The organism is Pseudomonas sp. 14P_8.1_Bac3 (genome assembly GCF_025466085.1).
Taxonomy (GTDB): Bacteria; Pseudomonadota; Gammaproteobacteria; order Pseudomonadales; family Pseudomonadaceae; genus Aquipseudomonas.
In genome coordinates this window covers 207,959-232,956 of record NZ_JANLOD010000006.1, presented here as the reverse complement: position 1 = coordinate 232,956, position 24,998 = coordinate 207,959, and the positions used below count along the sequence as shown (strand labels likewise).

At 61.4% G+C, this 24,998-nt stretch carries 32 protein-coding genes; 15 read left to right on the top strand and 17 right to left on the bottom strand.

All coding sequences use genetic code 11. The features are described 5' to 3' along the window. Positions 1-5: 5 nt before the first annotated feature. On the top strand, positions 6-1,286 hold the full coding sequence (gene serS / locus NTD84_RS02335) for a serine--tRNA ligase (RefSeq protein WP_262163246.1): 1,281 nt from the start codon (positions 6-8) through the stop codon (positions 1,284-1,286). After that, positions 1,287-2,681 carry a siroheme synthase CysG gene (gene cysG, locus NTD84_RS02330; RefSeq protein ID WP_262163244.1) on the top strand — a complete coding sequence of 465 codons (1,395 nt, stop codon included), beginning with the start codon at positions 1,287-1,289 and terminating at the stop codon, positions 2,679-2,681. A 122-nt stretch (positions 2,682-2,803) separates the two neighbouring features. Here cysG and NTD84_RS02325 read toward each other — a convergent pair whose 3' ends face one another. The 9 genes from NTD84_RS02325 to NTD84_RS02285 form a co-directional block, all read right to left on the bottom strand. Continuing rightward, the gene (locus NTD84_RS02325) at positions 2,804-3,805 is read right to left on the bottom strand and encodes a glutathione S-transferase family protein (RefSeq protein ID WP_262163243.1); all 1,002 of its coding nucleotides are present in this window, start codon (positions 3,803-3,805) and stop codon (positions 2,804-2,806) included. Positions 3,806-3,895: 90 nt separating this feature from the next. Next, complete coding sequence (locus tag NTD84_RS02320) at positions 3,896-4,897, bottom strand: glycosyl transferase family protein (protein WP_262163242.1); 1,002 nt, start codon at positions 4,895-4,897, stop codon at positions 3,896-3,898. Continuing rightward, positions 4,894-5,229: a TusE/DsrC/DsvC family sulfur relay protein gene (locus NTD84_RS02315; RefSeq protein WP_262163240.1), complete on the bottom strand. Its 336-nt coding sequence runs from the start codon at positions 5,227-5,229 to the stop codon at positions 4,894-4,896. Before NTD84_RS02315 ends, NTD84_RS02320 begins: the two co-directional genes overlap by 4 nt. Continuing rightward, positions 5,226-5,519 (bottom strand): sulfurtransferase complex subunit TusB, encoded by a 294-nt coding sequence (gene tusB / locus NTD84_RS02310; protein ID WP_262163239.1) that lies wholly within the window; start codon positions 5,517-5,519, stop codon positions 5,226-5,228. The genes NTD84_RS02315 and tusB overlap by 4 nt, the downstream gene beginning before the upstream one ends. After that, positions 5,519-5,881 carry a sulfurtransferase complex subunit TusC gene (gene tusC / locus NTD84_RS02305; RefSeq protein ID WP_262163238.1) on the bottom strand — a complete coding sequence of 121 codons (363 nt, stop codon included), beginning with the start codon at positions 5,879-5,881 and terminating at the stop codon, positions 5,519-5,521. Before tusC ends, tusB begins: the two co-directional genes overlap by 1 nt. Position 5,882: 1 nt before the next feature. Continuing rightward, positions 5,883-6,275 (bottom strand): sulfurtransferase complex subunit TusD, encoded by a 393-nt coding sequence (gene tusD / locus NTD84_RS02300; RefSeq protein ID WP_262163286.1) that lies wholly within the window; start codon positions 6,273-6,275, stop codon positions 5,883-5,885. A 222-nt stretch (positions 6,276-6,497) separates the two neighbouring features. Further along, the gene (locus NTD84_RS02295; protein WP_262163237.1) at positions 6,498-7,202 is read right to left on the bottom strand and encodes a YoaK family protein; all 705 of its coding nucleotides are present in this window, start codon (positions 7,200-7,202) and stop codon (positions 6,498-6,500) included. A 28-nt stretch (positions 7,203-7,230) separates the two neighbouring features. After that, positions 7,231-7,560 (bottom strand): DUF6388 family protein, encoded by a 330-nt coding sequence (locus NTD84_RS02290; protein ID WP_262163236.1) that lies wholly within the window; start codon positions 7,558-7,560, stop codon positions 7,231-7,233. A gap of 2 nt (positions 7,561-7,562) precedes the next feature. Next, positions 7,563-7,829, bottom strand: a complete 267-nt coding sequence (locus NTD84_RS02285; RefSeq protein ID WP_262163234.1) for a hypothetical protein — start codon at positions 7,827-7,829, stop codon at positions 7,563-7,565. Between the two features lie 151 nt (positions 7,830-7,980). Here NTD84_RS02285 and NTD84_RS02280 point away from each other — a divergent pair, with 151 nt between their 5' ends. Next, entirely contained in the window at positions 7,981-8,331 is a 351-nt protein-coding gene (locus NTD84_RS02280) for a hypothetical protein (protein ID WP_262163233.1), read from the top strand. A 109-nt stretch (positions 8,332-8,440) separates the two neighbouring features. On the opposite strand, the gene NTD84_RS02275 is transcribed toward NTD84_RS02280, so the two are convergent. Further along, positions 8,441-8,869: a GNAT family N-acetyltransferase gene (locus tag NTD84_RS02275; RefSeq protein ID WP_262163232.1), complete on the bottom strand. Its 429-nt coding sequence runs from the start codon at positions 8,867-8,869 to the stop codon at positions 8,441-8,443. A 148-nt stretch (positions 8,870-9,017) separates the two neighbouring features. Between NTD84_RS02275 and NTD84_RS02270 the strand changes: the two genes are divergently transcribed. Both NTD84_RS02270 and NTD84_RS02265 read left to right on the top strand, forming a co-directional pair. After that, on the top strand, positions 9,018-9,455 hold the full coding sequence (locus tag NTD84_RS02270) for a hemerythrin domain-containing protein (protein ID WP_262163231.1): 438 nt from the start codon (positions 9,018-9,020) through the stop codon (positions 9,453-9,455). A 53-nt stretch (positions 9,456-9,508) separates the two neighbouring features. Beyond that, positions 9,509-10,096, top strand: a complete 588-nt coding sequence (locus NTD84_RS02265) for an NUDIX domain-containing protein (protein ID WP_262163230.1) — start codon at positions 9,509-9,511, stop codon at positions 10,094-10,096. A 134-nt stretch (positions 10,097-10,230) separates the two neighbouring features. Here the strand turns inward: NTD84_RS02265 and NTD84_RS02260 are convergent, their stop codons facing one another. After that, on the bottom strand, positions 10,231-10,743 hold the full coding sequence (locus NTD84_RS02260) for a methylated-DNA--[protein]-cysteine S-methyltransferase (RefSeq protein ID WP_262163284.1): 513 nt from the start codon (positions 10,741-10,743) through the stop codon (positions 10,231-10,233). A 148-nt stretch (positions 10,744-10,891) separates the two neighbouring features. On the opposite strand from NTD84_RS02260, the gene ggt reads away from it, so the two are divergent. Together ggt and NTD84_RS02250 are read left to right on the top strand one after the other, a co-directional pair. Further along, positions 10,892-12,619: a gamma-glutamyltransferase gene (ggt, locus tag NTD84_RS02255; protein ID WP_262163228.1), complete on the top strand. Its 1,728-nt coding sequence runs from the start codon at positions 10,892-10,894 to the stop codon at positions 12,617-12,619. Between the two features lie 66 nt (positions 12,620-12,685). Beyond that, positions 12,686-13,219 carry a cysteine hydrolase family protein gene (locus NTD84_RS02250; RefSeq protein ID WP_262163227.1) on the top strand — a complete coding sequence of 178 codons (534 nt, stop codon included), beginning with the start codon at positions 12,686-12,688 and terminating at the stop codon, positions 13,217-13,219. A 66-nt stretch (positions 13,220-13,285) separates the two neighbouring features. On the opposite strand, the gene NTD84_RS02245 is transcribed toward NTD84_RS02250, so the two are convergent. Then, complete coding sequence (locus NTD84_RS02245; protein WP_262163226.1) at positions 13,286-13,927, bottom strand: TetR/AcrR family transcriptional regulator; 642 nt, start codon at positions 13,925-13,927, stop codon at positions 13,286-13,288. Positions 13,928-14,128: 201 nt separating this feature from the next. Here NTD84_RS02245 and NTD84_RS02240 point away from each other — a divergent pair, with 201 nt between their 5' ends. Next, positions 14,129-15,235, top strand: a complete 1,107-nt coding sequence (locus NTD84_RS02240; protein WP_262163225.1) for a sterol desaturase family protein — start codon at positions 14,129-14,131, stop codon at positions 15,233-15,235. Beyond that, a complete protein-coding gene (locus NTD84_RS02235) occupies positions 15,136-15,594 on the top strand; it encodes a GNAT family N-acetyltransferase (protein ID WP_262163223.1) in 459 nt (152 codons plus the stop codon). The genes NTD84_RS02240 and NTD84_RS02235 overlap by 100 nt, the downstream gene beginning before the upstream one ends. A gap of 4 nt (positions 15,595-15,598) precedes the next feature. Here the strand turns inward: NTD84_RS02235 and NTD84_RS02230 are convergent, their stop codons facing one another. Beyond that, the gene (locus NTD84_RS02230) at positions 15,599-17,020 is read right to left on the bottom strand and encodes a M15 family metallopeptidase (protein ID WP_262163222.1); all 1,422 of its coding nucleotides are present in this window, start codon (positions 17,018-17,020) and stop codon (positions 15,599-15,601) included. Positions 17,021-17,051: 31 nt separating this feature from the next. Next, positions 17,052-17,378: an NIPSNAP family protein gene (locus tag NTD84_RS02225; RefSeq protein ID WP_262163221.1), complete on the bottom strand. Its 327-nt coding sequence runs from the start codon at positions 17,376-17,378 to the stop codon at positions 17,052-17,054. 300 nt (positions 17,379-17,678) lie between these two features. Between NTD84_RS02225 and NTD84_RS02220 the strand changes: the two genes are divergently transcribed. The 3 genes from NTD84_RS02220 to NTD84_RS02210 are packed head-to-tail and all read left to right on the top strand — an operon-like array spanning position 17,679 to position 19,563. Then, positions 17,679-18,308 (top strand): hypothetical protein, encoded by a 630-nt coding sequence (locus NTD84_RS02220; RefSeq protein WP_262163220.1) that lies wholly within the window; start codon positions 17,679-17,681, stop codon positions 18,306-18,308. Then, positions 18,308-18,739 (top strand): phage holin family protein, encoded by a 432-nt coding sequence (locus NTD84_RS02215; protein ID WP_262163219.1) that lies wholly within the window; start codon positions 18,308-18,310, stop codon positions 18,737-18,739. Before NTD84_RS02220 ends, NTD84_RS02215 begins: the two co-directional genes overlap by 1 nt. Then, the gene (locus NTD84_RS02210; protein WP_262163217.1) at positions 18,736-19,563 is read left to right on the top strand and encodes a DUF3618 domain-containing protein; all 828 of its coding nucleotides are present in this window, start codon (positions 18,736-18,738) and stop codon (positions 19,561-19,563) included. The genes NTD84_RS02215 and NTD84_RS02210 overlap by 4 nt, the downstream gene beginning before the upstream one ends. A 69-nt stretch (positions 19,564-19,632) precedes the next feature. Here the strand turns inward: NTD84_RS02210 and NTD84_RS02205 are convergent, their stop codons facing one another. Next, positions 19,633-19,872 (bottom strand): hypothetical protein, encoded by a 240-nt coding sequence (locus tag NTD84_RS02205; RefSeq protein WP_262163216.1) that lies wholly within the window; start codon positions 19,870-19,872, stop codon positions 19,633-19,635. A 315-nt stretch (positions 19,873-20,187) separates the two neighbouring features. Between NTD84_RS02205 and NTD84_RS02200 the strand changes: the two genes are divergently transcribed. Both NTD84_RS02200 and NTD84_RS02195 read left to right on the top strand, forming a co-directional pair. Then, complete coding sequence (locus NTD84_RS02200; protein ID WP_262163215.1) at positions 20,188-21,072, top strand: manganese catalase family protein; 885 nt, start codon at positions 20,188-20,190, stop codon at positions 21,070-21,072. A gap of 235 nt (positions 21,073-21,307) precedes the next feature. Next, positions 21,308-22,225: a ZIP family metal transporter gene (locus NTD84_RS02195; protein ID WP_262163214.1), complete on the top strand. Its 918-nt coding sequence runs from the start codon at positions 21,308-21,310 to the stop codon at positions 22,223-22,225. A 17-nt stretch (positions 22,226-22,242) separates the two neighbouring features. Here NTD84_RS02195 and NTD84_RS02190 read toward each other — a convergent pair whose 3' ends face one another. Then, entirely contained in the window at positions 22,243-22,500 is a 258-nt protein-coding gene (locus tag NTD84_RS02190) for a DUF6555 family protein (RefSeq protein ID WP_262163213.1), read from the bottom strand. Between the two features lie 208 nt (positions 22,501-22,708). Here NTD84_RS02190 and NTD84_RS02185 point away from each other — a divergent pair, with 208 nt between their 5' ends. Continuing rightward, positions 22,709-22,963: a hypothetical protein gene (locus NTD84_RS02185; RefSeq protein WP_262163211.1), complete on the top strand. Its 255-nt coding sequence runs from the start codon at positions 22,709-22,711 to the stop codon at positions 22,961-22,963. A 57-nt stretch (positions 22,964-23,020) separates the two neighbouring features. Here the strand turns inward: NTD84_RS02185 and NTD84_RS02180 are convergent, their stop codons facing one another. Further along, positions 23,021-24,736: an amidase gene (locus NTD84_RS02180; protein ID WP_262163209.1), complete on the bottom strand. Its 1,716-nt coding sequence runs from the start codon at positions 24,734-24,736 to the stop codon at positions 23,021-23,023. Positions 24,737-24,998: the final 262 nt, after the last annotated feature.

Sequence of the window (24,998 nt, the reverse complement as noted above, 5' to 3'; positions counted from 1 at the left end):
CCGACATGCTCGATTCCAAACTGTTACGTAGCAACCTTCAGGACGTAGCGGACCGCCTGGCATCCCGTGGCTACACGCTGGATGTTGCGCGCATCGAAGCGCTGGAAGAACAGCGCAAGACCGTACAGACCCGCACCGAAGCACTGCAGGCTGAACGTAATGCACGCTCCAAATCCATCGGTCAGGCCAAGCAGCGCGGCGAAGACATCGCGCCGTTGATGGCGGACGTCGAGCGCATGGCGAATGAACTGAGCGCCGGTAAAGTCGAGCTGGACGCGATCCAGACCGATCTGGATTCGATCCTGCTGGGTATCCCCAACCTGCCGCACGAGTCGGTGCCGATTGGCGCTGACGAAGACGGCAACGTTGAAGTGCGTCGCTGGGGCACGCCGACTGCGTTCGATTTCCCGGTTCAGGACCACGTGGCCCTGGGCGAGAAGTTCGGCTGGCTGGATTTCGAAACCGCCGCCAAGCTCTCCGGCGCCCGTTTTGCCCTGTTGCGTGGGCCGATCGCCCGCCTGCACCGCGCCCTCGCGCAGTTCATGATCAACCTGCACGTCACCGAGCACGGCTACGAAGAGGCGTACACGCCTTATCTGGTCCAGGCACCGGCGCTGCAAGGCACCGGGCAGTTGCCGAAATTTGAAGAAGACCTGTTCAAGATCGCCCGGGAAGGCGAGGCCGATCTGTACCTGATCCCGACCGCCGAAGTGTCGCTGACCAACATCGTCGCCGGCGAAATCGTCGATTCGAAACTGCTGCCGATCAAGTTCGTCGCCCACACCCCGTGCTTCCGCAGTGAAGCCGGCGCGTCGGGTCGCGATACCCGCGGCATGATCCGCCAGCACCAGTTCGACAAGGTCGAGATGGTCCAGATCGTTGAGCCATCGACCTCGATGGACGCACTGGAAGGCCTGACCGCCAACGCTGAAAAGGTCTTGCAACTGCTGGAGCTGCCTTACCGCACCCTGGCGCTGTGCACCGGCGACATGGGCTTCAGCGCAGTCAAGACCTACGACCTGGAAGTGTGGATTCCGAGCCAGGACAAGTACCGCGAGATCTCGTCGTGCTCCAACTGCGGCGACTTCCAGGCCCGCCGCATGCAAGCGCGTTTCCGCAACCCGGAAACCGGCAAGCCTGAACTGGTTCACACCCTGAACGGTTCCGGTCTGGCGGTGGGTCGTACCCTGGTGGCCGTGCTGGAAAACTATCAGCAGGCCGACGGTTCGATCCGTGTGCCGGAAGTGCTGAAGCCGTACATGGGTGGCCTTGAGGTCATCGGCTAAATGAACTATCTGCCGCTGTTTCACAACCTGCGCGGCAGTCGTGTGTTGGTCGTCGGTGGGGGGGAGATTGCCTTGCGCAAATCCCGCCTGCTGGCCGATGCCGGTGCGCAGCTGCGGGTGGTTGCTCCTGAAATCGAACCGCAGCTGCGCGAGCTGGTGAACGGCAGCGGCGGCGAGTGCCTGTTGCGTGGTTACGTTGAGGCGGACCTGGACGGTTGCGGGCTGATCATTGCCGCCACCGACGACGAACCTCTGAACGCGCAGGTGTCCGCCGACGCCCATCGGCGTTGCGTGCCCGTCAACGTGGTGGATGCGCCTGCGCTGTGCAGCGTGATTTTTCCGGCGATCGTCGACCGTTCGCCGCTGATCATCGCGGTCTCCAGCGGTGGCGATGCGCCGGTGCTGGCGCGGTTGATCCGCGCCAAACTGGAAACCTGGATTCCGTCCACCTATGGTCAACTGGCCGGCCTGGCGGCGCGTTTTCGCAGCCAGGTCAAAGGTTTGTTTCCGGATGTGCAGCAGCGCCGGGCGTTCTGGGAAGAGGTGTTCCAGGGGCCGATTGCCGACCGCCAACTGGCCGGGCAGGGCGCCGAAGCCGAGCGTTTGTTGCAAGCGAAAATCGATGGCGAAGCGCCGATGGCGACAGGCGAGGTGTATCTGGTGGGCGCCGGGCCGGGTGATCCCGACCTGCTGACCTTCCGCGCCCTGCGTCTGATGCAGCAAGCCGACGTGGTGCTGTATGACCGACTGGTGGCGCCGGCGATTCTCGAGTTGTGCCGCCGCGATGCCGAGCGGGTTTATGTGGGCAAGCGTCGCGCCGATCACGCCGTGCCGCAGGATCAGATCAACCAGCAATTGGTCGATCTGGCGAAGCAGGGCAAGCGTGTGGTGCGGTTGAAGGGCGGTGATCCGTTCATCTTCGGTCGTGGCGGTGAAGAGATCGAGGAGCTGGCGGCCCATGGCATTCCGTTCCAGGTCGTGCCGGGCATTACGGCGGCCAGCGGTTGTGCAGCGTATGCCGGGATTCCGCTGACCCACCGCGACTACGCGCAGTCGGTGCGTTTTGTTACCGGACACTTGAAGGACGGCTCCACCGATCTGCCGTGGGCCGACCTGGTCGCGCCGGCGCAAACCCTGGTGTTCTACATGGGGCTGGTGGGCTTGCCGATCATCTGCGAGCAGTTGATCAAGCATGGTCGCGGGGCGGACACCCCGGCGGCGCTGATCCAGCAGGGCACCACGGTCAATCAGCGGGTGTTTACCGGCACGCTGGCCGATCTTCCACGGTTGGTGGCGGAGCATGAAGTGCATGCGCCGACGCTGGTGATCGTCGGGGAAGTGGTGCAGTTGCGCGAGAAGCTGGCGTGGTTTGAGGGGGCTCAGGCGCAGGTTTAAGACAGCGTCGCCCCCTTCGCGAGCAAGCCCGCTCCCACATTTAGCCGTATTCCCTTGTGAGCACGCGGTCGAATGTGGGAGCGGGCTTGCTCGCAAAGGGGCCCTAAAAAACGGTAGAAATCTTAACCTTTGCGCCAAACCCCTTTCCCGTTCAACCGCGCCCGATCATGCGGCGCGTTGAAATCCTGCGCCGGTCCCTTCGGCACGATGCCCGTCGGGTTGATGGTCTTGTGGCTGCCGTAATAATGATTCTTGATGTGCTCAAAACTCACGGTCTCGGCAATCCCCGGCCACTGATAGAGCTCGCGTAACCAGTTCGACAGGTTCGGATAATCGGTAATCCGCCGCAGGTTGCACTTGAAGTGCCCGTGATACACCGCGTCAAAGCGAATCAGTGTGGTGAACAGCCGAATGTCCGCTTCAGTCAGGTATTCGCCCACCAGGTAGCGATTGGCGCCTAACAAGGCTTCCAGTCGGTCCAGCTCGGCAAATACATCATCAAAGGCTTCTTCATAAGCCTTTTGCGATGTGGCAAACCCGGCGCGGTATACGCCGTTGTTTACCGCCGGATAAATCCGCTCGTTCAGCGCATCAATTTCGGCCCGCAACGGCTCGGGGTAAAAGTCCAGGTCATTGCCGGTCAAGTCATCGAAGGCGCTGTTGAACATGCGGATGATCTCCGCCGATTCGTTGTTGACGATGCGCTCCTGCGGCTTGTCCCACAGCACTGGCACGGTGACACGCCCGGTGTAATCGGCGGTATCGGCGGTGTAGCGCTGGTGCATGAAGTCGAAGTGATCGAGCTTGTCGCCGGTCGAGCCCAGCTTCTGATCGAAGGTCCAGCCATCTTTCAGCATCAGCCAACTGACCACCGAGACGTCGATGAGGTTGTCCAGGCCCTTGAGTTTGCGCAGGATCAGCGTGCGATGGGCCCACGGGCAAGCGAGGGACACGTAGAGGTGATAGCGACCCGCTTCGGCCGCGAAGCCACCCACGCCCGTCGGGCCGGGCTTGCCGTCGGCGGTCAGCCAGTTTCGACGCTGCGCCTGCTCGCGCTGGAACGCACCGTCCTTGCTGCTTTCATACCACTGGTCATGCCAGCGACCTTCAACTAACAAACCCATGTTCAAGACTCCTCAACCGATAAGCGTTGGAGCGGAGTCTATTCGGATAGGTTCGACAAAATAGCGCAAAGGTTGGGCGCTTATGATCGGTTATATCGATCTGTCCCGCGCGTCCCAATACGCCTGGGCGGTTTCGAAGGCTTGCTCGCGGGTTTGGCCGAGGCCGCGCAGGGCGAGGGCCATGGTCGCGATCAGGGCCATTTGCGGATAGCTGTCGACCACATCGCCGCGCCAGACGGCTTTCAATTGTTCAGGATCGAGCGAAGCCGGTTTGACGTGGCGTTGCGCGGACAACTGCGGCCATTCTTCGTCCCAGCTGTCGCCGCCGGTGGTTCCGTACAGGTGGCTGTTGGCGTCCGGGTTGATTTCGATCTCGCCACCGTCGCCCTTGACCACGATTGCGGTATCGCCGAGCAAGCGGCTGGCATCGCGGTGCACGGCCTGATAACCGGGGTGGAAGATGCTCTGCAAGCCGCAGCGAGCGCCCAGTGGATTGAGAATTCGTGTCAGGGAATGAATCGGCGAGCGCAGGCCCAAGGTGTTGCGCAGATCGATCATGCGCTGGAGTTGCGGCGCCCAATCCACCAGCGGCATGAAGGCCAGGCCACCGCTTTGCAGGGCATCACTTACCTGCTGCCAGTTGCGGCACAACGGGATCTTCAACTCATCCAGCAGTTGCTCGCTGTACAGCCGACCGGCCGTGTGCGCGCCGGCGCCGTGCATGAAGATCCGCACGCCGTTCTGCGCCAGGCACTTCGCCGCCAGCAGATACCACGGCAGATGGCGCTTCTTGCCGGCATAGGTCGGCCAGTCCAGATCAACCTGCAACGTCGGCGCCTGCAAGCGTTCCCGTAAGGCTTCGGTGAACCCGGCCATTTCCTCGGCGCTTTCTTCCTTGTGGCGCAACAGCATCAGGAACGCGCCCAACTGGGTGTCCTCGACCTTATCGTCGAGGACCATGCCCATGGCCTCCCGGGCTTCAGCGCGGGTCAGGTCACGGGCGCCGCGCTTGCCTTTGCCGAGGATCCGCACGAATTGGGCGAACGGATGTTCGGCGGGCGTTTCGAGGGTCAGCGCTGGGTAGTCGGTCATAAGCAGTTCGTCGGTTTGGGCAGGCCCGCCAGTTTCGCGGCGAGTTTGGCAGGGGTGCCTTTGAACAGTCGGTTCAGGTGCAGGCTGTTGCCTTTTTCCGCGCCGAGCTTCAACGCGGTGTATTTGATCAGAGGGCGGGTGGCCGGGGACAGCTGGAACTCGGCGTAGAAGCTGCGCAGCAGGTCGAGGATCTCCCAGTGTTCGGGGCTCAACTCGATGTCTTCGGCGGCGGCGAGGGCGCTGGCGACCTCGGCGGACCAGTCGCTCAGCTCGATCAGGAACCCGTCCTTGTCCAGTTCGATGGCGCGGGCGCCAACCCTTAGTGCGTTCATAACCAACTGTTGACCTTGTCGTAGTGGACCGACAGTTCGACGAAGGCGGGGTAATCGATGGCCTTGGCCGTGTCAGGCACCGGCAGCGCGCGTGCCTGGGCGTCTTCGGCGAGCACGAACAGCTTTGGAGCGCGGGCGTTCAGCGCCTCGAAGGGCGCGGTGCCTTTTTGCAACGCGTAGACCGCGTCGCCGGTGAGCAGCAGCGCATCGTTCGCGCCGATTACGCGCAGGCAACTGGTCAGGCGGTCGTCACTGAACGGGGAATGAGACAACACATGCAAAGTCGACATCAGAGGGTGATCACCTGGTCGTAACGGTCAATGAGTGCGGTAATTTCGTCGGCTGCCAGCACTTGGGCTTCTTCCAGCGACAAGCCGTTGGGGTCGAGACCACGTACAGCGGCGCTGTCACCACAGACGAACAGGTCTTCGACGCCGAACATCGGCAAGGCCTGCAGGTTGGCGCTCAGGTCTTTCTGTTGCAGGGCCTTGGCGTCCTGTTTCGCTGCAAGCTGAAACACTCCGTCATCGAGAAACAGCAGGCCGATTGGCAGGTCGAACGCGCCGCCGGCGAGGACGATGTCCAGCGCTTCCCGCGCGCTCGGCCCGGACCACGGCGCCTGGCGGCTGATAATCAGCAGTGATTTCGCCATGTCACGCGCCTCCAAAACAGATCAGCCGATCAGCGTCCTGCACCGCATCGTGTAACTGGCCGAGGCCGGACAATTCCCACGGCGCGCCGACGGCAACGGCTTCGCGCTGATAACGCCCGGCTTCTTCTTCGTTCAGCACGCCACGGCGCAGGGCCGCGGCAATGCAGACCACGCCGTCCAGTTGATGCTCGGTGACGAACGTGCGCCATTGCCTGGGCAGGTCCTGTTCATCCTGAGGCGTGACCACACTGGCGGAGGCGTTGTAGACGCCGTCCTGGTAGAAAAACAACCGGACAATCTCATGTCCGCCGGCCAGCGCGGCCTGGGCGAACAGCAAGGCGCGGCGCGAGGAGGGCGCATGGGCGGCGGAAAACAGCGCGATGGCGAACTTCATGACGGACTCGATCAGCGAAACTGCGGCCATGATAAAGCTTTATCGGTGGGGCGGCGAAGTGGGTTTTGTTCGGGACCGAGGGGCCGCCTTCGCGAGCAAGCCCGCTCCCACAAGGTTTTGGGCTGGATTCAACTGTCTTGCACGACACCCGCCCATTGTGGGAGCGGGCTTGCTCGCGAAAGCGGCCGGCCAGGCAACATCAGAATGAATGTGCCAAACCACTCATCGCGGCATATACCCCAATTGCCACCGCCGCGGAATCTTCAACGACAGCACCCCCAACGCCCCCGCCAGCAACCCGCTGACAAACAACGCCTTGAGCCCCAGATGATGTTCCAGCACCGCACCCAGCACCGCGCCGGCGAACATTCCGGTCCAGGGGATCAATTGCACCCGCCAGCCATTGCGCCGCTCGCCCAGCATCCAGCGTCCCAGCCCGCGGCCGAAGCGCGACAGGGCGCCGGTGACGTAGGTCAGGCCGACCGGCAAGCCGTTCACTTCTTCGACGGCGGCATTGAGCATGCCCATGGCGATGATCGCCGCCAGCAGCGCCGGCAGTTGTTCGTCATAAGGCCAGGCCGCCGCCGCACACAGCAACATGGCGATGCACAGCAGCAACGGCAACGCCCGCCGCCCGCCGACACGGCTGACGACGATGCCCAAGGCATTGCCGAGGATGAACGTCGCCACGAGCAGCAGCAGGCGCAAGGTCAGGCCCAGGTCGCCGTCGCTGATCGCCACGGCGAGGCGGGTGGTGTTGCCGCTCATGAACGAAACGAAGTCGCCGCTGGCCATGAAGCCGATGGCGTCGGTCATGCCGGCGAGCACCGACAGCGCGGCCACCAGCGACATGCCGATGCGCCCGCGCCATTTTTGGGTATGCAAATGCCCCGGACTGGCGCGGGGCGTGAACGATGACGGCAGCATCGGCGGCAGGATCCTTGAGCGGCGATGGTTAGGGAGTCAATCCATATAACTCGCAATACTCCAGCCAGTCCATCCCCGCCATTTCGGCCACTTCCCGGTGCACCTCCAGGCGTTGAGTTTCGTAGTCTTCAGGCGTTGCCGCAGTCAGTTGCAGGGTCAGTTCCCAGGCAAACAATCCCAGGCGTTCCGCCTCGGCTTCGAACGCTTCATGCAAACGTTCGTCGCGGAACTGCGCCGCTGTCTCACCCTTGGCCTGGGCCAGCAGCGGGTTGAGGTTGTCGAGTTCGTGGCGCAATTGCGGGCGCTCATCGAGAAACCTGTTCAGCGCCTGTTCGTGTTGCTGTTCGCTTGCCGCCATGGTCACTCCTTGAGAATGGATTGCGAAGACTGCTTCTTGCTGGCCTTGGCCGCTGCGGCCAGGCATTCCAGCGCCCACTGCTCGGGGTAGGTCATCTGGATCGGTGTGGTTTCGCCCTTGACGGTGCGTTCGCCGTCGAGGATGTAACGAATCCGCTTGTCGGTGACGCCGATTCGCTTGGCGATCCAGGACGGCGTCTGACCGATCTGGCTGATCAGCTTGTCGGCATATTCGGCGGTGGGTTTGTAGAACTCGGCGTTGGGTGTCATGGATGTTCCAGAAAAAAGGGCCTGAAATAAGGCCGATACGGCGTGTGGCGCGACAGCGTGCGCGAATCGTTGCGCGGTGTCGCGGTATAAATGAAGTAAAGCAGAACGCTCACAGTGATACAGTCCGCTTTTTTCTTGATGAGCACATGCAATGCGAATTCTGATGGTGGCCCTGGCCGCAACGTTGCTGGCGGGATGCGCGGGTTCGGCCATGAACGACGCCCGTACCGGCACCCCGTACAAAACCCTGACTTCGGACAAGCCGGAAAAAGTCGTCGCCCAGTGCGTGCAGTTCGCCTGGCAGGACGAAGCCGTGTTCGGCGTCGATGCGGGGGCGTATCTGCAGCCGGGCAAGAAGGGCGGGTCCACCGTTTACACGCGCTCGGCGGAGTCCTTCGTGGACATTACAGCGGATGCGTCGGGCACGGCGTTGAGCTACTACGCGCAGCATGACGATTTCGTGGCCAAGCGCCGGTTGGCGGCATTGGCAACTTGCCTCTAAACCTCCTGTAGGAGCGAGCTTGCTCGCGATGGGCGATAACGATATCGCTTGCTGTCGGGATGAACGCGGTGCCTGGACGTCCATCGCGAGTAAGCTCACTCCTACAGGGTCATGCGTTGTCGAGGCGCTTCTGGAAGAAGTGGCGCCGATGCCCCGGCGGATAATCAACGATTTGCCCCAACTCGCTATAACCAAGCTTCTGGTAAAACGCCGGCGCCTGAAAATCGAAGGTGTCCAGCCAGATCCCCACGCATTCCTTCTCTCGCGCCAGCTCCTCGGCCATCCCCATCAGCTTCGAGCCCATGCCTTGACCCCGGGCGTGTTCCGGCACCGAGAGCAATTCGATGAACAACCATTGATAGAAAAACCGGCCATACAACCCGCCGAGGACCGCGCCCTGGTCATCGCGCACCAGCAGGGCCAGCAGCTCTGACTTGCCGTCCCCCGCTTGCGCCACGTTATGAGCCCGCAGTGGTGCGAGGATCGCCTCGCGTTCTTCCAGGGTCGGGTTTTGCGACCGTTCAATGCTCAAAGTCATCAGCTACATCCTTATGGCGGTGAGGGACGAGCGTATCCGGGTCGCGACGATTGTTCTATCCCTGTCTGGCTGAGGAACCGTCGCCAGCGCGCAGATGTCTAGCCTTTACAGCGTCATTCCAGAACGCGGCCGATGAGGATTGCCAGTAGTGAACATTTTTGAAGCTTTGCGCGAAAGCCATGACCGCCAGCGCACCTACGCCGATGCATTGATCAAGACCAGCGGCGACACCCCGGAGCGGGTCGAGGCGTACAAGCGGTTGAAGTCCGAGCTTCAGGCGCATGAAACCGCGGAAGAGCGGCACTTCTACATTCCCTTGATGGAATTCGACAATGGCGTCGACCTCAGCCGCCATGCGATTTCCGAGCATCACGAGATGGACGAAATGATGGAAGAACTCGACGAGACCGAGATGTCCAGCCCGGCGTGGCTGGCGACCGCCAAGAAGCTGTCCGAGAAGGTCCACCACCATCTGAAAGAGGAAGAGCAGAAGTTCTTCCAGATGGCCGGCAAGCTGCTCGACGACAAGCAGAAAGAAACGCTCGCCGGGCAGTATGAGAAGGAATACAAGGCGCAGCTTTCCTAAAACGTTTTTCCGTCTACCATGGGCGTCCTCTGACGCTATTAGGACGCCTTGTCATGCCGAACACAGCCGAACGGGTCAACATCATTGAGTCCCAGGTGTTGTCCCACGACTGGTACCTGCTGAAGAAGATCACCTTCGATTACCTGCGCAACAACGGTGAGTGGCAGCGCCAGACCCGCGAAGTTTACGACCGGGGCAATGGCGCGGCGATTCTGTTGTTCAATCGGGAAAAGAAAACCGTCGTGCTGACGCGTCAGTTCCGTTTGCCGGTGTTCGTCAACGGTCACGACGGGTTGCTGATCGAGGTGGCGGCGGGCCTGCTCGAAGGCGCCGCGCCGGAAGCGCGTATCCGCGATGAAGCGGAGGAAGAAACCGGTTATCGCGTGCACCACGTGCAGAAGGTGTTCGAGGCCTACATGAGCCCCGGATCGGTGACAGAGAAGCTGCATTTTTTCATCGCCGAATACGACGCTTCATCGAAAGTCAGCGATGGGGGCGGGCTGGAAGAAGAGACCGAAGAGCTGGACGTGCTGGAGTGGTCGTTCGATGACGCGCTGCAAGCGTTCTACCTCGGTGAGATCTGCGATGCGAAGACCATCATGCTGTTGCAGTATGCGGCGATGAAAAACATCTTCGCCTGACCGCTGCCAGGGCAACGCACTCCCTGTAGGAGCGAGCAGGCTCGCGAAAAACCCGAGACCGCCACGGTCCCTCAGTCTTCCCGCACCATCGTTAACAACTATCGCGAGCGTCGACCTGGCTGCTTCTGCACACCTCAAAAACCTTCCAGACGTCCGGTTTCGCCACGCAGCCCACCTTCAAGCGTCAACAACAACGCCTTCGCCTCAAGCCCACCGGCGAACCCGGTCAATTTCCCCGACGCCCCAATCACCCGATGGCACGGCGCAACAATCGAGATCGGGTTCCGGCCATTCGCCGCACCCACCGCCCGCACTGCGCCCGGGCTGCCGATCTGCTCGGCGATCTGGCGGTAGCTGCGTGTCTCGCCGAAGGGGATGGTCAGCAGCGCCTGCCACACCTTCTTCTGAAATTCCGTCCCGGTGAAATCCAGGTCCAGGTCGAATCGATTGCGAGTGCCCGCGAAGTATTCCGACAGTTGCTGTCGGGCGCGAATCAGGACCGGATGGTCCGGGGCTTCGCTCATCGGGCCGAGCCGCACTCGATTCGGTTTGTCGTTTTCCCAGAGGATGGCCGCCAGTCTCGAACCGTTCGCGACCAGCTTCAGCTCGCCCACCGGGGAGGCCATGGTGATGCAGGTGTACGTCATGCCGACGAACTCCGGAAAGTGCTGAACAGAAGGCAAGCATACTGCCTCATCGGGGAGGCGCAATACGCAATCCCAGCCATACTGCCTACTGCTCTTGAACGTTTTCTCTGCTTTTTACAGACCCTAAAAACAAAAAAGAGACCGACTCATGAAGTTCGAACCTTTTGCCAAATCGCTCATCGCGACCTCATTGGCGCTCAGCTGCCTGGCCGCGCACGCCGCCTCCGTCGCCCCCGTTGCCGCCGAAAACGGCATGGTGGTCACTGCTCAGCACCTGGCCAGCCACGTGGGCGTCGATGTGCTCAAGAACGGCGGCAACGCCGTGGATGCCGCTGTCGCGGTCGGCTACGCGCTGGCGGTGGTGTATCCCGCGGCGGGTAACCTGGGGGGTGGCGGTTTCATGACCATCCAGCTGGCGGACGGACGCAAGACGTTCCTCGACTTCCGCGAAAAAGCGCCCCTGGCCGCGACCGCCAATATGTACCTCGACAAGGAGGGCAACGTCGTTCCTGACCTCAGCACCCGAGGCCACCTCGCGGTCGGCGTGCCGGGTACGGTGTCCGGCATGGAACTGGCGCTGAGCAAATACGGCACCAAACCGCGCAAGGAAGTGATCGCCCCGGCCATCAAGCTTGCTGAAGATGGCTTCACCCTGGAGCAGGGCGACGTCGATCTGCTGGAATACGCCACCGATGTGTTCAAGAAGGACATCAAGGATTCCGGCTCGATTTTCCTGAGCAACGGCGAACCGATGCAGGTCGGGCAGCAACTGGTGCAGAAAGACCTGGGTAAGACCCTGCGGGAAATCTCCGAGAAGGGCGCCGACGGTTTCTATAAAGGCTGGGTGGCCGACGCCATCGTCACCTCCAGCCAGGCCAACAAGGGCATCATCACCCAGGCCGACCTCGACAAATACAAGACCCGCGAGCTGGCCCCGGTGGAATGCGATTACCGTGGCTACCACGTGGTGTCGGCGCCACCGCCAAGCTCCGGCGGGGTAGTGATCTGCGAGATCATGAACATCCTCGACGGTTACCCGATGAAGGAGCTGGGCTACCACTCGGCGCAGGGCATGCATTACCAGATCGAAGCCATGCGTCACGCGTATGTCGACCGCAACAGCTACCTTGGCGACCCGGACTTCGTTAAGAATCCGCTCGCGCATCTGCTGGACAAGAACTACGCGACCAAGATCCGCGCGGCGATCAATCCGCAGAAGGCGGGTGTGTCCCGTGATCTCAAACCCGGCGTAGCGCCCCACGAAGGCAGCAACACCACCCATTACTCGATCGTCGACAAATGGGGCAACGCAGTCTCCGTCACCTACACCCTGAACGACTGGTTCGGCGCCGGCGTCATGGCCAGCAAAACCGGGGTCATCCTCAACGACGAGATGGACGACTTCACATCGAAAATCGGCGTGCCGAACATGTACGGCCTGGTGCAAGGCGAGGCCAACGCCATCGCACCCGGCAAGGCGCCGCTGTCGTCGATGAGCCCGACCATTGTCACCAAGGACGGCAAAGTGGTGATGGTGGTCGGTACGCCGGGCGGTAGCCGCATCATCACCGCGACCTTGCTGACCATCCTCAACGTGATCGACTACGGCATGAACATCCAGGAAGCCGTGGATGCGCCGCGTTTCCACCAGCAATGGCTGCCGGAAGAGACCAACCTGGAGACCTTCACCACCAGCCCGGACACGGTAAAAATGCTCGAGAGCTGGGGGCATAAGTTCGCCGGCCCGCAGGACGCCAACCACGTGGCGGCCATCCTGGTCGGCGCGCCTTCGCTGGAAGGCAAGCCGGTGGGCAAGAACCGCTTCTACGGGGCGAACGATCCACGGCGCAACACCGGGTTGTCGCTCGGTTATTAATGGCAGATTCTATGCAGTGCCAGGGGCGGATTCATTCCGCCCTCCCTACATTTCAAGGAAGGAATCATGACCACCGCATTGTTAATCATCGACGTTCAGCAGGCGCTCTGCGCGGGCGAGTACGAGTGTTTCGAGATCGCGCGCGTCATTGACACTATCAACGACCTCAGCGCTCGCGCCCGCAAGGCCGGGATTCCGGTGGTGCTGATCCAGCATGAAGAATCGGAAGGTGCCTTCGCCCATAACGCCGCAGGCTGGCAACTGGCCGAAGAGCTGGCCACCTCGCCGCAGGACTGGCGCGTGCGCAAAACCACGGGGGATTCTTTTTACCAGACCAACCTGCAGAAGCTGCTGCCCAAAGAGGACTTTGAACGCCTGGTCATCTGTGGTCTGCAAACTGATTACTGCGTCAACGCCACCGTGCGCCAGGCGCTGAATCTGGGGTACGACGTGGTGCTGGCGGCTGATGCTCATTCCACCGTCGACAACGGGAATCTTGCCGCCGAAGACATCATCGCCGAGCACAACAAGGACCTGGCGCATTTGACCGGTTCGGTGGCGCGGATTGATGTGAAGCCAGCGGCGGATATCAGGTTTTAACGTTGTTCTGTGCGGGCGCCAGATTTATTGGCGATGGTGATCTCACGGGCGCCACCACTAAGCGCCTCACGTCGCAAACATCAGCCCCTTCGTTCTCGCTCCCCCGTCCGGCACCACCCCCTCCAGCACCAACCGCGTAATCGTTTGCGCCGCCCGCTGGTAATCCCGGTCATCCGGTGTCTGTCGCCCCGTGATATGCGCCATCTGCCACCCCAGATTGGTGTAGGTGCGCGTCGCCGACCAGATGAACAACATCAAGTGCTGCGGATCTACCGGGGCCAGCAATCCACGATCGATCCAGCTGCGCAGGCATTCGACGTTGCGCTGCGCCTCGGCATACAGCAGGTCCCGGCATTCCTCCGGCAATTGCCGGCCACCCAGCAGCAACTCACCGCTGAACACCTTGGCAATGTGCGGATGTTCCCGGGCAATGCGAATCCGCGCGGCGATGTAGGCCTGCAATCCCGTCACCGGATCATCGCTCTCGCGCAACGCCGCCGAGGCTTCAAGCAAGGGCTCGACAAACCCGAGCAACACCTTGGCGTACAGCGTTTCCTTACTGTGGAAGTAGTAATACAGATTCGCCTTGGGCACCCCGGCGCGCGCGGCGATGTCCCGCGTCTGGGTGGCATCGAAGCCTTTGGCCGCGAATTCTGCGCTGGCGGCCTCCAGAATGAGGTGCTGATTGTGCTGGCGAATACGGCTCATGGCGGTGTCTTGGCGATTTGAGTTGCGCAATATACAAAACTATATAGCGATGCGGCCAGTCGCGCCGTTCGAATGCCTGGTCTTAGAGAAAACGGTAAAGGAGGGGACGTGCAGAGGACGGGGTGCGGGCTACACTTACTCACCTGTCGTCGACTGCCGACCGATTTCTGATGCCCTTGCTTCGATGGAGGCGAGTCATTCGTGGATGCGCTTGAGTTGCTCTATAACGGCCTGATCGAGTGGCTGATCGAGCCCGTCACCCGCCAGTTTCTCGGTCTGTTTGACCTGAATGGCCGTATGGGCCTGGTGTTTCTGTTCACTTCCTACAGCATCGCCTACGCTCTGTTTCGCTTCAGAGAGCAGCGCGGCCTCACCGACGCACGGTCATTCGGCCAGTTCATCGGCGGGCGTCGGGTGTACTTCCATCGTTCGGCATTGCTCGATTACCGCTATTACTTCGTGCGGGCGATTCTCAAAGTTGCGCTGGTGTTGCCCGTCGTCGCGCTGGTAGACCCACTGGTCCTGCGCTCTGGCGACTACATCGCCTTCTTCAGCAACCTGTGGGGCGCGCGGACCCAAGTGGAGCAACACCTCGCACTGTCCTTGCTCTACGGTCTCGGAGTTTTCCTGGTTAAAGATTTCATGAGTTATTGGGCGCACCGTGCTTTTCATTCGCGATGGCTGTGGGCTTTTCACAAAGTCCATCATTCGGCGCCCGTGCTGGTGCCTGCGACGGCCAGCCGGGTTCACTTCGTGGAAAAGATTGTCGAAAAGCTGTCGGCGATTATCGGCATCGGCGCCTATGCCGGCCTGTTCTGGTACGCCTGTGGCGGCGAAATCAGCCGTTATTCCCTGTTTGGCGTGACCTATGTGGTATTCATCCTCAATGCCCTGGCGGCCAATCTGCGTCACAGCCATGTCTGGCTGTCGTTCGGCCCGGTGCTCGAACATGTGTTGAACAGCCCGGCCCAGCACCAGATTCACCACAGCGATGCACCGCACCATTTCAACCGGAATTTCGCGATCAATCTGTCCTTGTGGGACTGGATGTTCGGTACGCTCTACGTCACCACGTCGACACCCGAAGTCCTGCGCTTCGGCACCGGTGAACAGGATCATCAGCGTTACCTGACGGTCAGCAGCCTGATCATCACGCCGTTTATCGACATTTCCCGACACACCACCGCCGCTTCACGGAGACCGCTCTCATGGATGTCCAGGTTCATCGCGCCGACGCCTCCCACCTTGACCAAATCGCCAGCCTGTTCGACGCCTATCGAGGTTTCTACGGCCAGCCCTCTAACCTGAAGCAATCGCGCGAGTTCATCGCCGAGCGCATTGCCCGGGACGAGTCGGTGATCTTCCTCGCCCAGGATGCCGCTGGCGAAGCGCTGGGTTTCGTCCAGTTGTTTCCGACGTTTTCCTCTATCGACGCGCACCGCACCTGGCTCCTCGGCGACCTGTTCACCGCGCCCGCCGCTCGGGGCCGTGGGGTCGGCACCCAGCTGATGAACACCGCACGCGCCTTCGCGGTGTTGACCGGCGCCAAGGGCATGACACTGGAAACCGCCACCGACAATCACAGCGCACAACGCTTGTATGAATCCCTGGCCTACGTGCGCGACACGGGTTATTACACCTATTGCCTGGATTTGAAGCAGGGCTGACGGGTCACCGCTTCGGCAGGTTCCAGCGTTCACGAAAGCGCTCGTATTGCGCTTCGGGCATTTGCACCAGCAGGGGAGATTGGCGCGGGTCCAGCCAGTCGAACAGTCGGGAAATGTCTGCCCGATCCATCGCCGTACAGCCCGCTGTCGGCGACGTCGGGCCGCGCCAGATATGGAAAAAGATGCACGAACCCGCGGCGGCGGACGCTGGGGTGTTGTGCTCGATGAAGATGCCTTTGCGATAGCCTTCTTCGCTGCGCATGCGTTCGGAGCTGTTCCAGTCCTTTGAAACTTTCGAACCGTCGACCAGTTCGTTGTAGCGGGCGGAGCGACTGTCGTCGACGCACTCGGTGGTCGGCGTGAGGGCGAGGTAGGGCAGGTGGCTGGCGGCCTTGTCGTCGTAGCCAAATGCCGTTCCCAGCTTGAACACCCCGGCCGGTGCTTTTCCATCGCCTTCACGTTTCACCGGGTCGTCGCCCGGTTCAACCCTGCTCAAACCCTGGCCCCAGCCCATGCCATTTTTGCCGAGCACCACGGCAAAGGCATCGCCGTATTTGCGAAAGGCCTTGCCGTCCCGTTCGTAACGTTGGGCAGTGCCCTGAAGGTCGTCCCAGTTTTTGCTGGTGACCACGATCAACTGATGGCTGGCCTCAATGGCTTCGCTGACGCCGGGCGGCGTAATCGGGAAATCCATGACGTCGTTGGGTTCCCCGGCAGCGGTGTAGGTGAAGTGCCACCATTCTTTCGAATACCCCGCGAAGCCTTCTTTTGCCATGGCACTGCCCAGGCGCTGGCGATTGTCTTTCGCGGTCGCGTTGATCGCCGGGCTGGCGGTGTGTGCGCGTTCGTCAAAGCAGTCGAAACCGGTGCCCATGTCGAGTGCGCCGTCATGCCAGCGCTGGGCATAGGGCGCGGTGCAATCGACCTGCGCAGCCGAGGGCGTCCAGTGTTCGGCGGGCAGTGCCTTCGGGCCGGTCAATGTCAGGTCCACGGTCGAGCCACGGGAATGATTCGACACCCGCGCTACATAGCCCTGACGCCAGAAGTCCTGCTTGTCCACCCGCGGGTAGAACTCGGCCTTGCGCGGGTCACCGGACTCCGTGGCAAAGCGGCCCATATCTGCCACGGCACGGGTCGGCCGATAACAGTCGAACACCTTCAAACCATAGCCTTGCGCGCGCAATGACGCCTGCACCCTGGCCAGCGCTTTTGCCGCGTCCAGCGTCAACAGGCACTCGGCCGCGGCGTAACCGTCGAGGGGATGACCGGTGAAGTTATGGGCGCTGGCATAGCGAATGTCCTGCTCGATGGTCGGGTCAATCGTGCGCAGGTAGACCATGTGCTCGGGGCGTGGCTCGGCGCTGGCCGAGGTGGCCAGGCACAGGAGCAGCAGTGATTGCAGCCAGGTTTTGCGGGACGTTCGCATGCGGTGTCTCCTTGGCGCTGCCGACTCGGAATCAGGCCGGCTGCTGTGTCCGATCACCAAACACCGGGCGGAAAAAGCTGCGCTCGTAGCTGAGGATGCATCGGGTGTCCATCGCGTATTTGAAAGCGGCGATGCAATCCGGGTCCTTCAGCGAGTCCTGCCGATAGCGCTCGTAGTCGGCAAAACTTGGAAAACTGAACATCGCCAGGGCGATATTGTTCGCGCCCTCGGACGGCAGGAAGTAGCCGTGATGCTGGCCGCCGAATTTCTCCACGAGGGGGATCCAGAGCTTTCCATAGTGTTCAAAGGCTTCGATCTGGTAGGGGTCGAGGACGTATTTCAGGTAACAGGTGATCATGGTTTTCCCTCTCTTTGGGTATGAGCCGGACGTTCATCCCTGGTCGGCCAGTCTGTCAGGATTGCTGCAGAAAATCAGGCCCGGCGCGATGAAAATCCACGATAACGCGTGCCGCCTGAATGAACACAGCGCGCTTGCGTGCATCGCCAGCAAGCTGGCTCCTACAGGTCTCCCACCCGATCACTCATCACTCCATTGGAACTCCCCGCAATGCCCTTCCGTCATCTGCAGTGAGGGGGAGCTGCGGGCTTTTCGTGGCGCACCCGATAACGCTTTTTCATCCAGAAGGCGAGGGACGACATGAATACTTCAAATAACACCAGCGCAGGTCAGCCAGGTTCCGCAAGACCGGAGCATGATTTTCAACACGTGAAGGAGGACGTCACCGAAGCACTCAGTGGGGCACGGCAACAGGCGGACGCGCAGTTCGGGCAGTACCGCGACACTGCCGCCGATCAGATTGAAGCACTGGCCAAAGGGGCGAAATCCGTGGTGTCCGAGCTGGAAAGCAAGGACACCCTCGGCATGTCCGACTACCTCGCCGACATGGCTGATTCCATGAGCGGCCTGGCTGGTAACCTGCGCGGTAAAAGCGCCGAGCAGTTGCTGCACGATGGCGCGGACCTGGCGCGTAACAATCCGGCGCTGTTCATCGCGGGCAGCATCGCGTTGGGCTTCGGTCTGTCGCGATTTCTCAAGGCAGGCAGCGCCCCGGCATCGACCGTCAGCCGTTCCAGTGACCCCGCCGAGGGTCACTCGATGCCGCCATCCGGCGGATTTGGCGCTCATCAACCCTATGAAACTTCTGTGCCGCCACGCAGCGGTCAAGGCCCGGGCAGCACGCCCGCATCGTCGAGTGAACCGGATCACCCTTCCGATTTCGCTTCGACCTCCACACCCGCTTCGACCCCCTTCAAAGGAGCACTGTGATGAACAGAGAAGATCGCGATTTTCCAGGCACAAGGCCAATACCCGCGCCTGAACATGACGCCTCGGTCGTCGGCCTGTTGCGGCAGCTCTCGCGCGAAGTGCCTGAGCTGTTCAGCAAGGAACTGGCGCTGGCCAAAGCCGAGTTGCAGGCCAGTCTCACCACCCTCAAGGCCGGCATCGCCGGGGTCGCGGGCGGTGCGATTGTGCTGTTGGCGGGGTTCATCATTCTGCTGATGTCCGCGGTCTACGGCTTGAGCATGGTGATGGCGCCGTGGCTGGCCGCGTTGATTGTCGGTGTGGTGGTGATGATCGTCGGGTTCGCCATGCTGCAGTCCGGCAAAAAGCAGTTCGAGCCATCCCACTTCAAGCCTGAACGCACGCTGGACGCCTTGAACAAAGACCAGGAAGCGCTGCGGAGGAAAGTCTCATGAACAATGAATACATCACCGAAACCGTCAAGAGCCCGGAAACCATCGAGCGTGAAATCGATGCGCAGCGGGCGAGTATCGGCAACATCGTCGATGCCCTGGAAAGTAAGTTCACCCCCGGTCAGATGTTCGATCAGGCGCTGGGTTTGATGCAGAGCAACGGCACTACCTTCCTGACCAACCTTGGCACCAGCGTGCGCAATAACCCGGTCCCGGCGGTACTGACTTCAGTCGGCTTGCTCTGGTTGATGATGAGCCAGAATCGTCCGCCTGTACCGCGTCCTGCCGGCTATCGTACCGGCCCCGACCAGGACACCGTGGGCGAGTGGGCCGACGGCCTGGCCGATGGCATCAGCGGCGCGCGCGAGCATTTGCACCAGACGGCTGACACCCTCAAGGACGGCTACCAGAGCGTCAAGGACAAAGCCGCGCACCTGGGCAATAACCTCGGTGCTGCCAGCGATAACATCAGCCACGCCGTGCATGACGCCGGCGATCGTTTGCGGCGCAATACGCAGGTGTTGAGCGATCAGTTCAGTCACTTGCTCAAGGAGCAACCGTTGATGGTGGCCGCCGCGGGAATCGCGCTGGGTGCCATGATCGGTGCGGCGTTTCCTTCGACAGCGACCGAGCAGCGCTACCTGGGCAAGACCAGCGCGGACCTCACCGACAAGGTCAAGCAACAGGCTCGGGAAGGTTTCGAGGCGGTGCGCGATACGGTCACCAAAACCACGGATCATGCGGACGCGCCGGTCATGTCCAAGGGCGAGCCGCGTGGCGCATCCGGGACGTCTGCAGACCTTTCACAGGGTCTTGGCACTTCGTAAAAACTGAAAAGCGGGAGGCCTGATACTGGCCTCCCGCTTCCCATGCAACAAAAATACTCACGCCAAGGGCTAGTTACCGTCAGCCACCTTGCGTTCTATCTCGTCTACTTTTCGGTTGAGCTCCTCGGCATCCTGTTCCTTGGTCCGGGTGGAAGAGGGCGTGATGATTTCATCGACCCCTTGCGCTGCATCGTCGCTGTCTTGTAAATCCCGCTCGACCACATTCACCGGTTTGCCCGACGAATCCCTCGGCGGAGCGTTTGACGTTGCCTGCGATTCGAGTGCGTTGTCACGGTCATCATTGTTCATGTCGCATACCTCCGTTGGCTTACACGTTGGATGCGGCCGCCACCGCCGAGTTCGAGATTTTTTCCTGCGGTAATCGAACGCAAATCCAGTCGCAAAATTTTGCGACAACGGTTGAGATCCGCACGCTGATAAAAGTTTGAATCGTTTGTCTGGAGAGCGACGACTGGTGCCGGAAAAGGCGGTTCTGCGCCGCCGGTCGCCAGCCCACATTTTTTTTAAAATTTTCCCGCGAGCCTCAGCTTCAGATAGTTGTGGGCGGCGCATTCGGTCAACCGTCGAATGGTTACGTCGTCTTTGGGCCTGAGGAGATTCGTCATGTTCTTACATAACAAGCGACTTCAATACACCGTACGCGTGGCGCAACCCAATCCAGGGTTGGCCAATCTTTTACTCGAACAGTTCGGCGGCGCCCAGGGCGAGTTGGCGGCGGCATCGCGCTACTTCACCCAAGCCCTGGCCGAGGATGATCCGGGCAGGAAGGACCTGCTGATGGACATCGCCACTGAAGAACTCAGTCACCTCGAGATCGTCGGTTCGATCATCGTGATGCTTAACAAAGGCGCGAAGGGTCGCCTGGCCGAAGGCGTGGAAGAGGAGGGCGAGTTGTACCGCGCCATCAACGGCGCCGGTAACGATTCGCACATCACGAGCCTGTTGTACGGCGCGGGTGCGCCACTGACCAACTCGGCCGGCGTGCCGTGGTCAGCGGCTTACGTCGACACCATCGGCGAACCCACTGCCGATTTCCGCTCCAACATCGCGGCAGAGGCGCGGGCAAAAATCGTCTACGAGCGCTTGATGAATGTCACTGACGATCCGGGCGTGAAAGAGGCGTTGGGGTTTCTCATGACCCGTGAGATTGCCCATCAACTGTCCTTCGAAAAAGCGCTGCACGCGATCCAGCCGAACTTCCCCCAAGGCAAGCTGCCCGGCATGCCCGAGTTCACCAACGTCTACTTCAACCTGTCCCAGGGCGAAGGCAGCATGCGTGGGCCATGGAATCAGGGCGAGGACTGGGACTACGTCGAAGATCCGATGCCGGCGGTCGACGGCGGCGACGGCACGGCCAGTGTGCAACTGAGCGCCGATGAAGAAACGCTGCTGATGGACATGAAGGCGCGGACGATGTCCGACCCGGAAAGCAATCCCATCACGGGGGCGGATCTGGGTGCGGGTGTTCAGGGCAAACCGGAGCTGTGACGAGGATCACCGCACGCCCTCTGGCGTGCGGTTTTTTTTTCATTGAAAGGGTCGAGGTGAACGAAATGATTTCGAATTCAAGGGGTTCGTCTGGCGATGCTCCACGAGGATTTTCCCGGTTGTTCAGCGCCACGGCGGTGGCCTTCGAGCGAGAAGCATCGCGACTGACGCGACAAGTGCTGACGATTGCACCGGCCAGCAACCGCTCGCGTCGGAATGGAAAATAGGAGTCCTCATGTCCGAGCCTTCGCCGTCTACCCGAGCATCCTGGCTGGAACAGGGAAAGCACGGCTGGCTGGGGATTTTATTCTGGTCGACCCTGGTGGGCGTTTCGCTGCTGTTGCTGCTCAGTGGCTACAGCGCCTTCACCGGGGCTAACAAACAACACCTGCATTTTGCGCTGCTCGGTGGACTTTCCGGGTTCGGCGCTACGGCGCTCGGCGCGATCATCGCGGTGGTGCTGCGCGACATCGCCGCGCGTACCCAGGACATCATGCTCGGGTTCGCCGCCGGCATGATGCTCGCGGCCAGTTCGTTTTCCCTGATCCTCCCCGGCATCGACGCCGCCCAGGCTATCTGCGAAAACAAGCTGCTCGCGGCCTGCGTCGTGGTGGTCGGGTTGGGACTTGGCGTGGCGCTGATGGTCGGACTGGATCGCTTCGTCCCCCATGAGCATCAGCAGAGCGGACGCAAAGGCCTGGATGCGCAACGGATCAATCGGGTCTGGCTGTTCGTACTGGCGATCACCCTGCATAACCTGCCCGAAGGCATGGCCATCGGCGTCAGCTTCGCCAACGGCGACATGAAGGTAGGTTTGCCGCTGACCACAGCCATCGCAATCCAGGACATTCCCGAAGGACTGGCGGTCGCGCTGGCGCTGCGCGTCACAGGAATTTCCGCGCTGAAGGCGGCGTTGATTGCCGTCGGGTCAGGGTTGATGGAGCCGTTGGGGGCCGTGTTCGGTCTTGGCATATCGACGAGTTTCGCGCTGGGTTACCCCGTGGCGCTGGGACTTGCTGCGGGCGCGATGATCTTCGTCGTCTCCCATGAAGTCATCCCCGAAACCCATCGCAATGGCCACGAAACGCCGGCGACACTGGGGCTGATGCTGGGCTTCGGGGTGATGATGTTTCTCGATACAGCGTTGGGCTGAGCCACAGCCCGGCGCCCTCACGACGTCGACACCTCCGTCCAATCCAGCGTGGCAGACTCGCGCCATCTCACGTCGGTGACCCCATACTTTTCCGCCTGGGGTTTGGACACCATTTTCAGCGGTGCCCTGCCGGGTTTCGGAATCGGCGCGATGCCGGCGTCACAACTCGCCCAGTGCCAGGCATCAGCGTTGCGCATCGTTTTCGCCCGGATGATGAATGACTTTGGCTCCCCGTGGAGCAGGTATTCGATAACGTAAAGATCAGTGCGATTCATGAGGCGCTCCTTTTGCTCATAGTCAAATGAGTGAGCGCGTCAAAAAAAATTCAAAGAGATTTTCGGGGGCTGTGAAGTTGTTGAAAAGTTTATTTTTCTCCCGCGAAACGACCGTCAGAAACCGCGAGAATTTTGCCTCTGGTCGGCTTTGCTGAACCTGCGCCGTTCCCGGTGGCTCCATGTAGAAACGACTGTGGAAGCCGCCGCCATGAACTCATTCAGAAACCTGCTGACCCGAGCTCAAGAGCAAAAACTTCAGGCACTCGATGCCTGGCACCGCGCGCTGGAAAACTGCTCGCTGCGCATGGACTGCCCGGATGCCTATCATGAGGAGCTGCTTCGCCAGGCGGACGAGATGGATCGCCAGGGCATCATCGATTGGGAGGAGTGGCGAGACTTGCGAACGAAGGGCGACGAGGCTTATTCGCGTGCGGTCGCGGGCGAGGATTACCACGGGCGATGACGCTCCGGGCCCGATGCAAAAACGGGATTGGCGCCTGCACGCCAATCCCGTTTTTATTTATGACTGACCGGCCGACAGCGGCGGGGTACGCGGCGGGATCAGGCGCTTCGTCCCGGTCGATTCGAACGCCGACGCAAAGCGCAGCAGCGCCGAGTCGTCATAGGCCCGACCGGCAAACGTCAGCCCGACCGGCATACCGATGTCCGCCATGACGCCCATCGGCACGGTGACGGTTGGCACGCCAAGGTGGCGGATCGCGAGGTTGCCGTTGGCGACCCAGACGCCGTTGCTCCAGGCGATATCGGCGGACGCTGGATCAACATCGGCATTCGCCGGTGCCACGTCGGCCACGGTCGGGAACAGCACCGCGTCGAGCCCGAGCGTGTCCATCCAGTCTTCGAGGTCGATGCGCCGGGTTTGCTCCAGTCCGCGCAGTCCGTCAGGCACGCTGCTGATCTGATCCCACGGGGTGATGCCGCGCTCGGCCATGCGCACATATTCGTCCATGCCGGCAACCAGGTCGCCTTCGCGGTTGGGCAGGGTGCCCGGGTCGTGAGGAAAAATCAGCGCGCCGTCGACGTCGACGAGGCGGTTCAGTTTCGGATCGCCGTTGGCCTGCAGGAAATCGTCGAACGCCCAGGCCGTCAGGTCCCATAACTCATGGTGCAGGAACTCTTTCGATACCAGACCGCGGGTGAACACCGTCGGCGCACCCGGACGGTCGCCCTCGCAATTGGACACCAGCGGGAAGTCCGTTTCGATCACTTCGGCGCCCGCGGCTTCGAGTGCCTTGCGCGCGGCTTCCCACAGCGCGATCACCGAAGGACGGGTGTGGATGCGCTGGCCAGTAGGGCCGCCAATCCCCGGCGCATCGCTGGTCCCGGCCTCGGGATCGGCGTTGATGAACATGCGCGGAACACCGAGGCGTTTGCCCGCGAGCGCATCGGCTTTCACGGCCAGTTCGGCGTAGGAAGCGGGGCGCACCGAGGTCACGCTCGGGATCGGCACCCAGGGTTGCAGGCGCCACAGGTCGCCGCGGGTATCGGGGTCTTCTGCCACGACCACGTCGAGGACTTCGAGCAGGTCGGTCATGGTACGGGCGAAGGGGACGACGACGTCCATGGTCGGGGTCAACGGCCAGTTGCCGCGCACCGAGATCACTCCGCGTGAAGGCGTGTAGGCGCACAAACCATTGTTCGACGCCGGGCCGCGACCGCTTGACCAGGTTTCTTCGGCAAGCCCGAAGGCCGCGAAACTCGCAGCCGTCGCGGTGCCTGCGCCGTTGGAGGAACCGGAGGCGAACGGCGCGGTGAGATAGTCCGCGTTGTACGGGCTCTCGGCGCGGCCATAGACCCCGCGCTGCATGCCGCCGTTTGCCATCGGTGGCATGTTGGTCTTGCCCAGGCAGATCGCCCCGGCGCCGCGCAGCCGTTCGATGGTGAACGCGTCGCGGTAGGCAATCAGGTTGGCGAAGGCCGGGCTGCCCGACGCGGCGGTCAGGCCTTTGACCAGGTAACTGTCCTTGGCCGTGTAGGGAATGCCATCGAGTGGTCCCAGGGTCTGGCCTTTTGCTCGACGGGCATCGGAAGCCTGCGCTTCCTGGAGTGCCTCGGGATTGCGCACCACAACCGCGTTGAGCGCGGTGGGGGTGTCGGCGCCGTCGTAGGCGTCGACCCTGGCGAGATACGCCTGGACCAGCTCAACCGCTGTGGTTTGGCCGGATTCGAGCGCCGCGCGCAGGTCGGCTATGGAAACCTCGGTGACCTCGATCATGCTGTTACCGCCGTTTGTTGAAGGTAAAGGGGACATCGTTTATCTCGAAACAGGTGTGCATTCTAGTCGTCATGAGGGTACGTCAGGCCACCTGACTCCGGCCTGTGCCTTTCGCTTGATATGAGCAACGACAAACCGGCAAACCCAAGGCCGAGATGGCTACGCAAATTGGCGCTGATCATGGGAAACGTCTGAAGGCTGAATTCGCGGCATGGTATGTCCAATGACGGGGTGGTGGCCAGTGCAAGCGGTCAAGGACCGG

Bases quoted from the DNA above. Each gene is read 5' to 3' on its own strand.
- serS (WP_262163246.1), top strand. From the start codon at position 6: ATGCTCGATTCCAAACTGTTACGTAGCAACCTTCAGGACGTAGCGGAC.
- cysG (WP_262163244.1), top strand. From the start codon at position 1,287: ATGAACTATCTGCCGCTGTTTCACAACCTGCGCGGCAGTCGTGTGTTG.
- NTD84_RS02325 (WP_262163243.1), bottom strand. From the start codon at position 3,805: ATGGGTTTGTTAGTTGAAGGTCGCTGGCATGACCAGTGGTATGAAAGC.
- NTD84_RS02320 (WP_262163242.1), bottom strand. From the start codon at position 4,897: ATGACCGACTACCCAGCGCTGACCCTCGAAACGCCCGCCGAACATCCG.
- NTD84_RS02315 (WP_262163240.1), bottom strand. From the start codon at position 5,229: ATGAACGCACTAAGGGTTGGCGCCCGCGCCATCGAACTGGACAAGGAC.
- tusB (WP_262163239.1), bottom strand. From the start codon at position 5,519: ATGTCGACTTTGCATGTGTTGTCTCATTCCCCGTTCAGTGACGACCGC.
- tusC (WP_262163238.1), bottom strand. From the start codon at position 5,881: ATGGCGAAATCACTGCTGATTATCAGCCGCCAGGCGCCGTGGTCCGGG.
- tusD (WP_262163286.1), bottom strand. From the start codon at position 6,275: ATGAAGTTCGCCATCGCGCTGTTTTCCGCCGCCCATGCGCCCTCCTCG.
- NTD84_RS02295 (WP_262163237.1), bottom strand. From the start codon at position 7,202: ATGCTGCCGTCATCGTTCACGCCCCGCGCCAGTCCGGGGCATTTGCAT.
- NTD84_RS02290 (WP_262163236.1), bottom strand. From the start codon at position 7,560: ATGGCGGCAAGCGAACAGCAACACGAACAGGCGCTGAACAGGTTTCTC.
- NTD84_RS02285 (WP_262163234.1), bottom strand. From the start codon at position 7,829: ATGACACCCAACGCCGAGTTCTACAAACCCACCGCCGAATATGCCGAC.
- NTD84_RS02280 (WP_262163233.1), top strand. From the start codon at position 7,981: ATGCGAATTCTGATGGTGGCCCTGGCCGCAACGTTGCTGGCGGGATGC.
- NTD84_RS02275 (WP_262163232.1), bottom strand. From the start codon at position 8,869: ATGACTTTGAGCATTGAACGGTCGCAAAACCCGACCCTGGAAGAACGC.
- NTD84_RS02265 (WP_262163230.1), top strand. From the start codon at position 9,509: ATGCCGAACACAGCCGAACGGGTCAACATCATTGAGTCCCAGGTGTTG.
- NTD84_RS02260 (WP_262163284.1), bottom strand. From the start codon at position 10,743: ATGACGTACACCTGCATCACCATGGCCTCCCCGGTGGGCGAGCTGAAG.
- ggt (WP_262163228.1), top strand. From the start codon at position 10,892: ATGAAGTTCGAACCTTTTGCCAAATCGCTCATCGCGACCTCATTGGCG.
- NTD84_RS02250 (WP_262163227.1), top strand. From the start codon at position 12,686: ATGACCACCGCATTGTTAATCATCGACGTTCAGCAGGCGCTCTGCGCG.
- NTD84_RS02245 (WP_262163226.1), bottom strand. From the start codon at position 13,927: ATGAGCCGTATTCGCCAGCACAATCAGCACCTCATTCTGGAGGCCGCC.
- NTD84_RS02235 (WP_262163223.1), top strand. From the start codon at position 15,136: ATGGATGTCCAGGTTCATCGCGCCGACGCCTCCCACCTTGACCAAATC.
- NTD84_RS02230 (WP_262163222.1), bottom strand. From the start codon at position 17,020: ATGCGAACGTCCCGCAAAACCTGGCTGCAATCACTGCTGCTCCTGTGC.
- NTD84_RS02225 (WP_262163221.1), bottom strand. From the start codon at position 17,378: ATGATCACCTGTTACCTGAAATACGTCCTCGACCCCTACCAGATCGAA.
- NTD84_RS02220 (WP_262163220.1), top strand. From the start codon at position 17,679: ATGAATACTTCAAATAACACCAGCGCAGGTCAGCCAGGTTCCGCAAGA.
- NTD84_RS02215 (WP_262163219.1), top strand. From the start codon at position 18,308: ATGAACAGAGAAGATCGCGATTTTCCAGGCACAAGGCCAATACCCGCG.
- NTD84_RS02210 (WP_262163217.1), top strand. From the start codon at position 18,736: ATGAACAATGAATACATCACCGAAACCGTCAAGAGCCCGGAAACCATC.
- NTD84_RS02205 (WP_262163216.1), bottom strand. From the start codon at position 19,872: ATGAACAATGATGACCGTGACAACGCACTCGAATCGCAGGCAACGTCA.
- NTD84_RS02200 (WP_262163215.1), top strand. From the start codon at position 20,188: ATGTTCTTACATAACAAGCGACTTCAATACACCGTACGCGTGGCGCAA.
- NTD84_RS02195 (WP_262163214.1), top strand. From the start codon at position 21,308: ATGTCCGAGCCTTCGCCGTCTACCCGAGCATCCTGGCTGGAACAGGGA.
- NTD84_RS02190 (WP_262163213.1), bottom strand. From the start codon at position 22,500: ATGAATCGCACTGATCTTTACGTTATCGAATACCTGCTCCACGGGGAG.
- NTD84_RS02185 (WP_262163211.1), top strand. From the start codon at position 22,709: ATGAACTCATTCAGAAACCTGCTGACCCGAGCTCAAGAGCAAAAACTT.
- NTD84_RS02180 (WP_262163209.1), bottom strand. From the start codon at position 24,736: ATGATCGAGGTCACCGAGGTTTCCATAGCCGACCTGCGCGCGGCGCTC.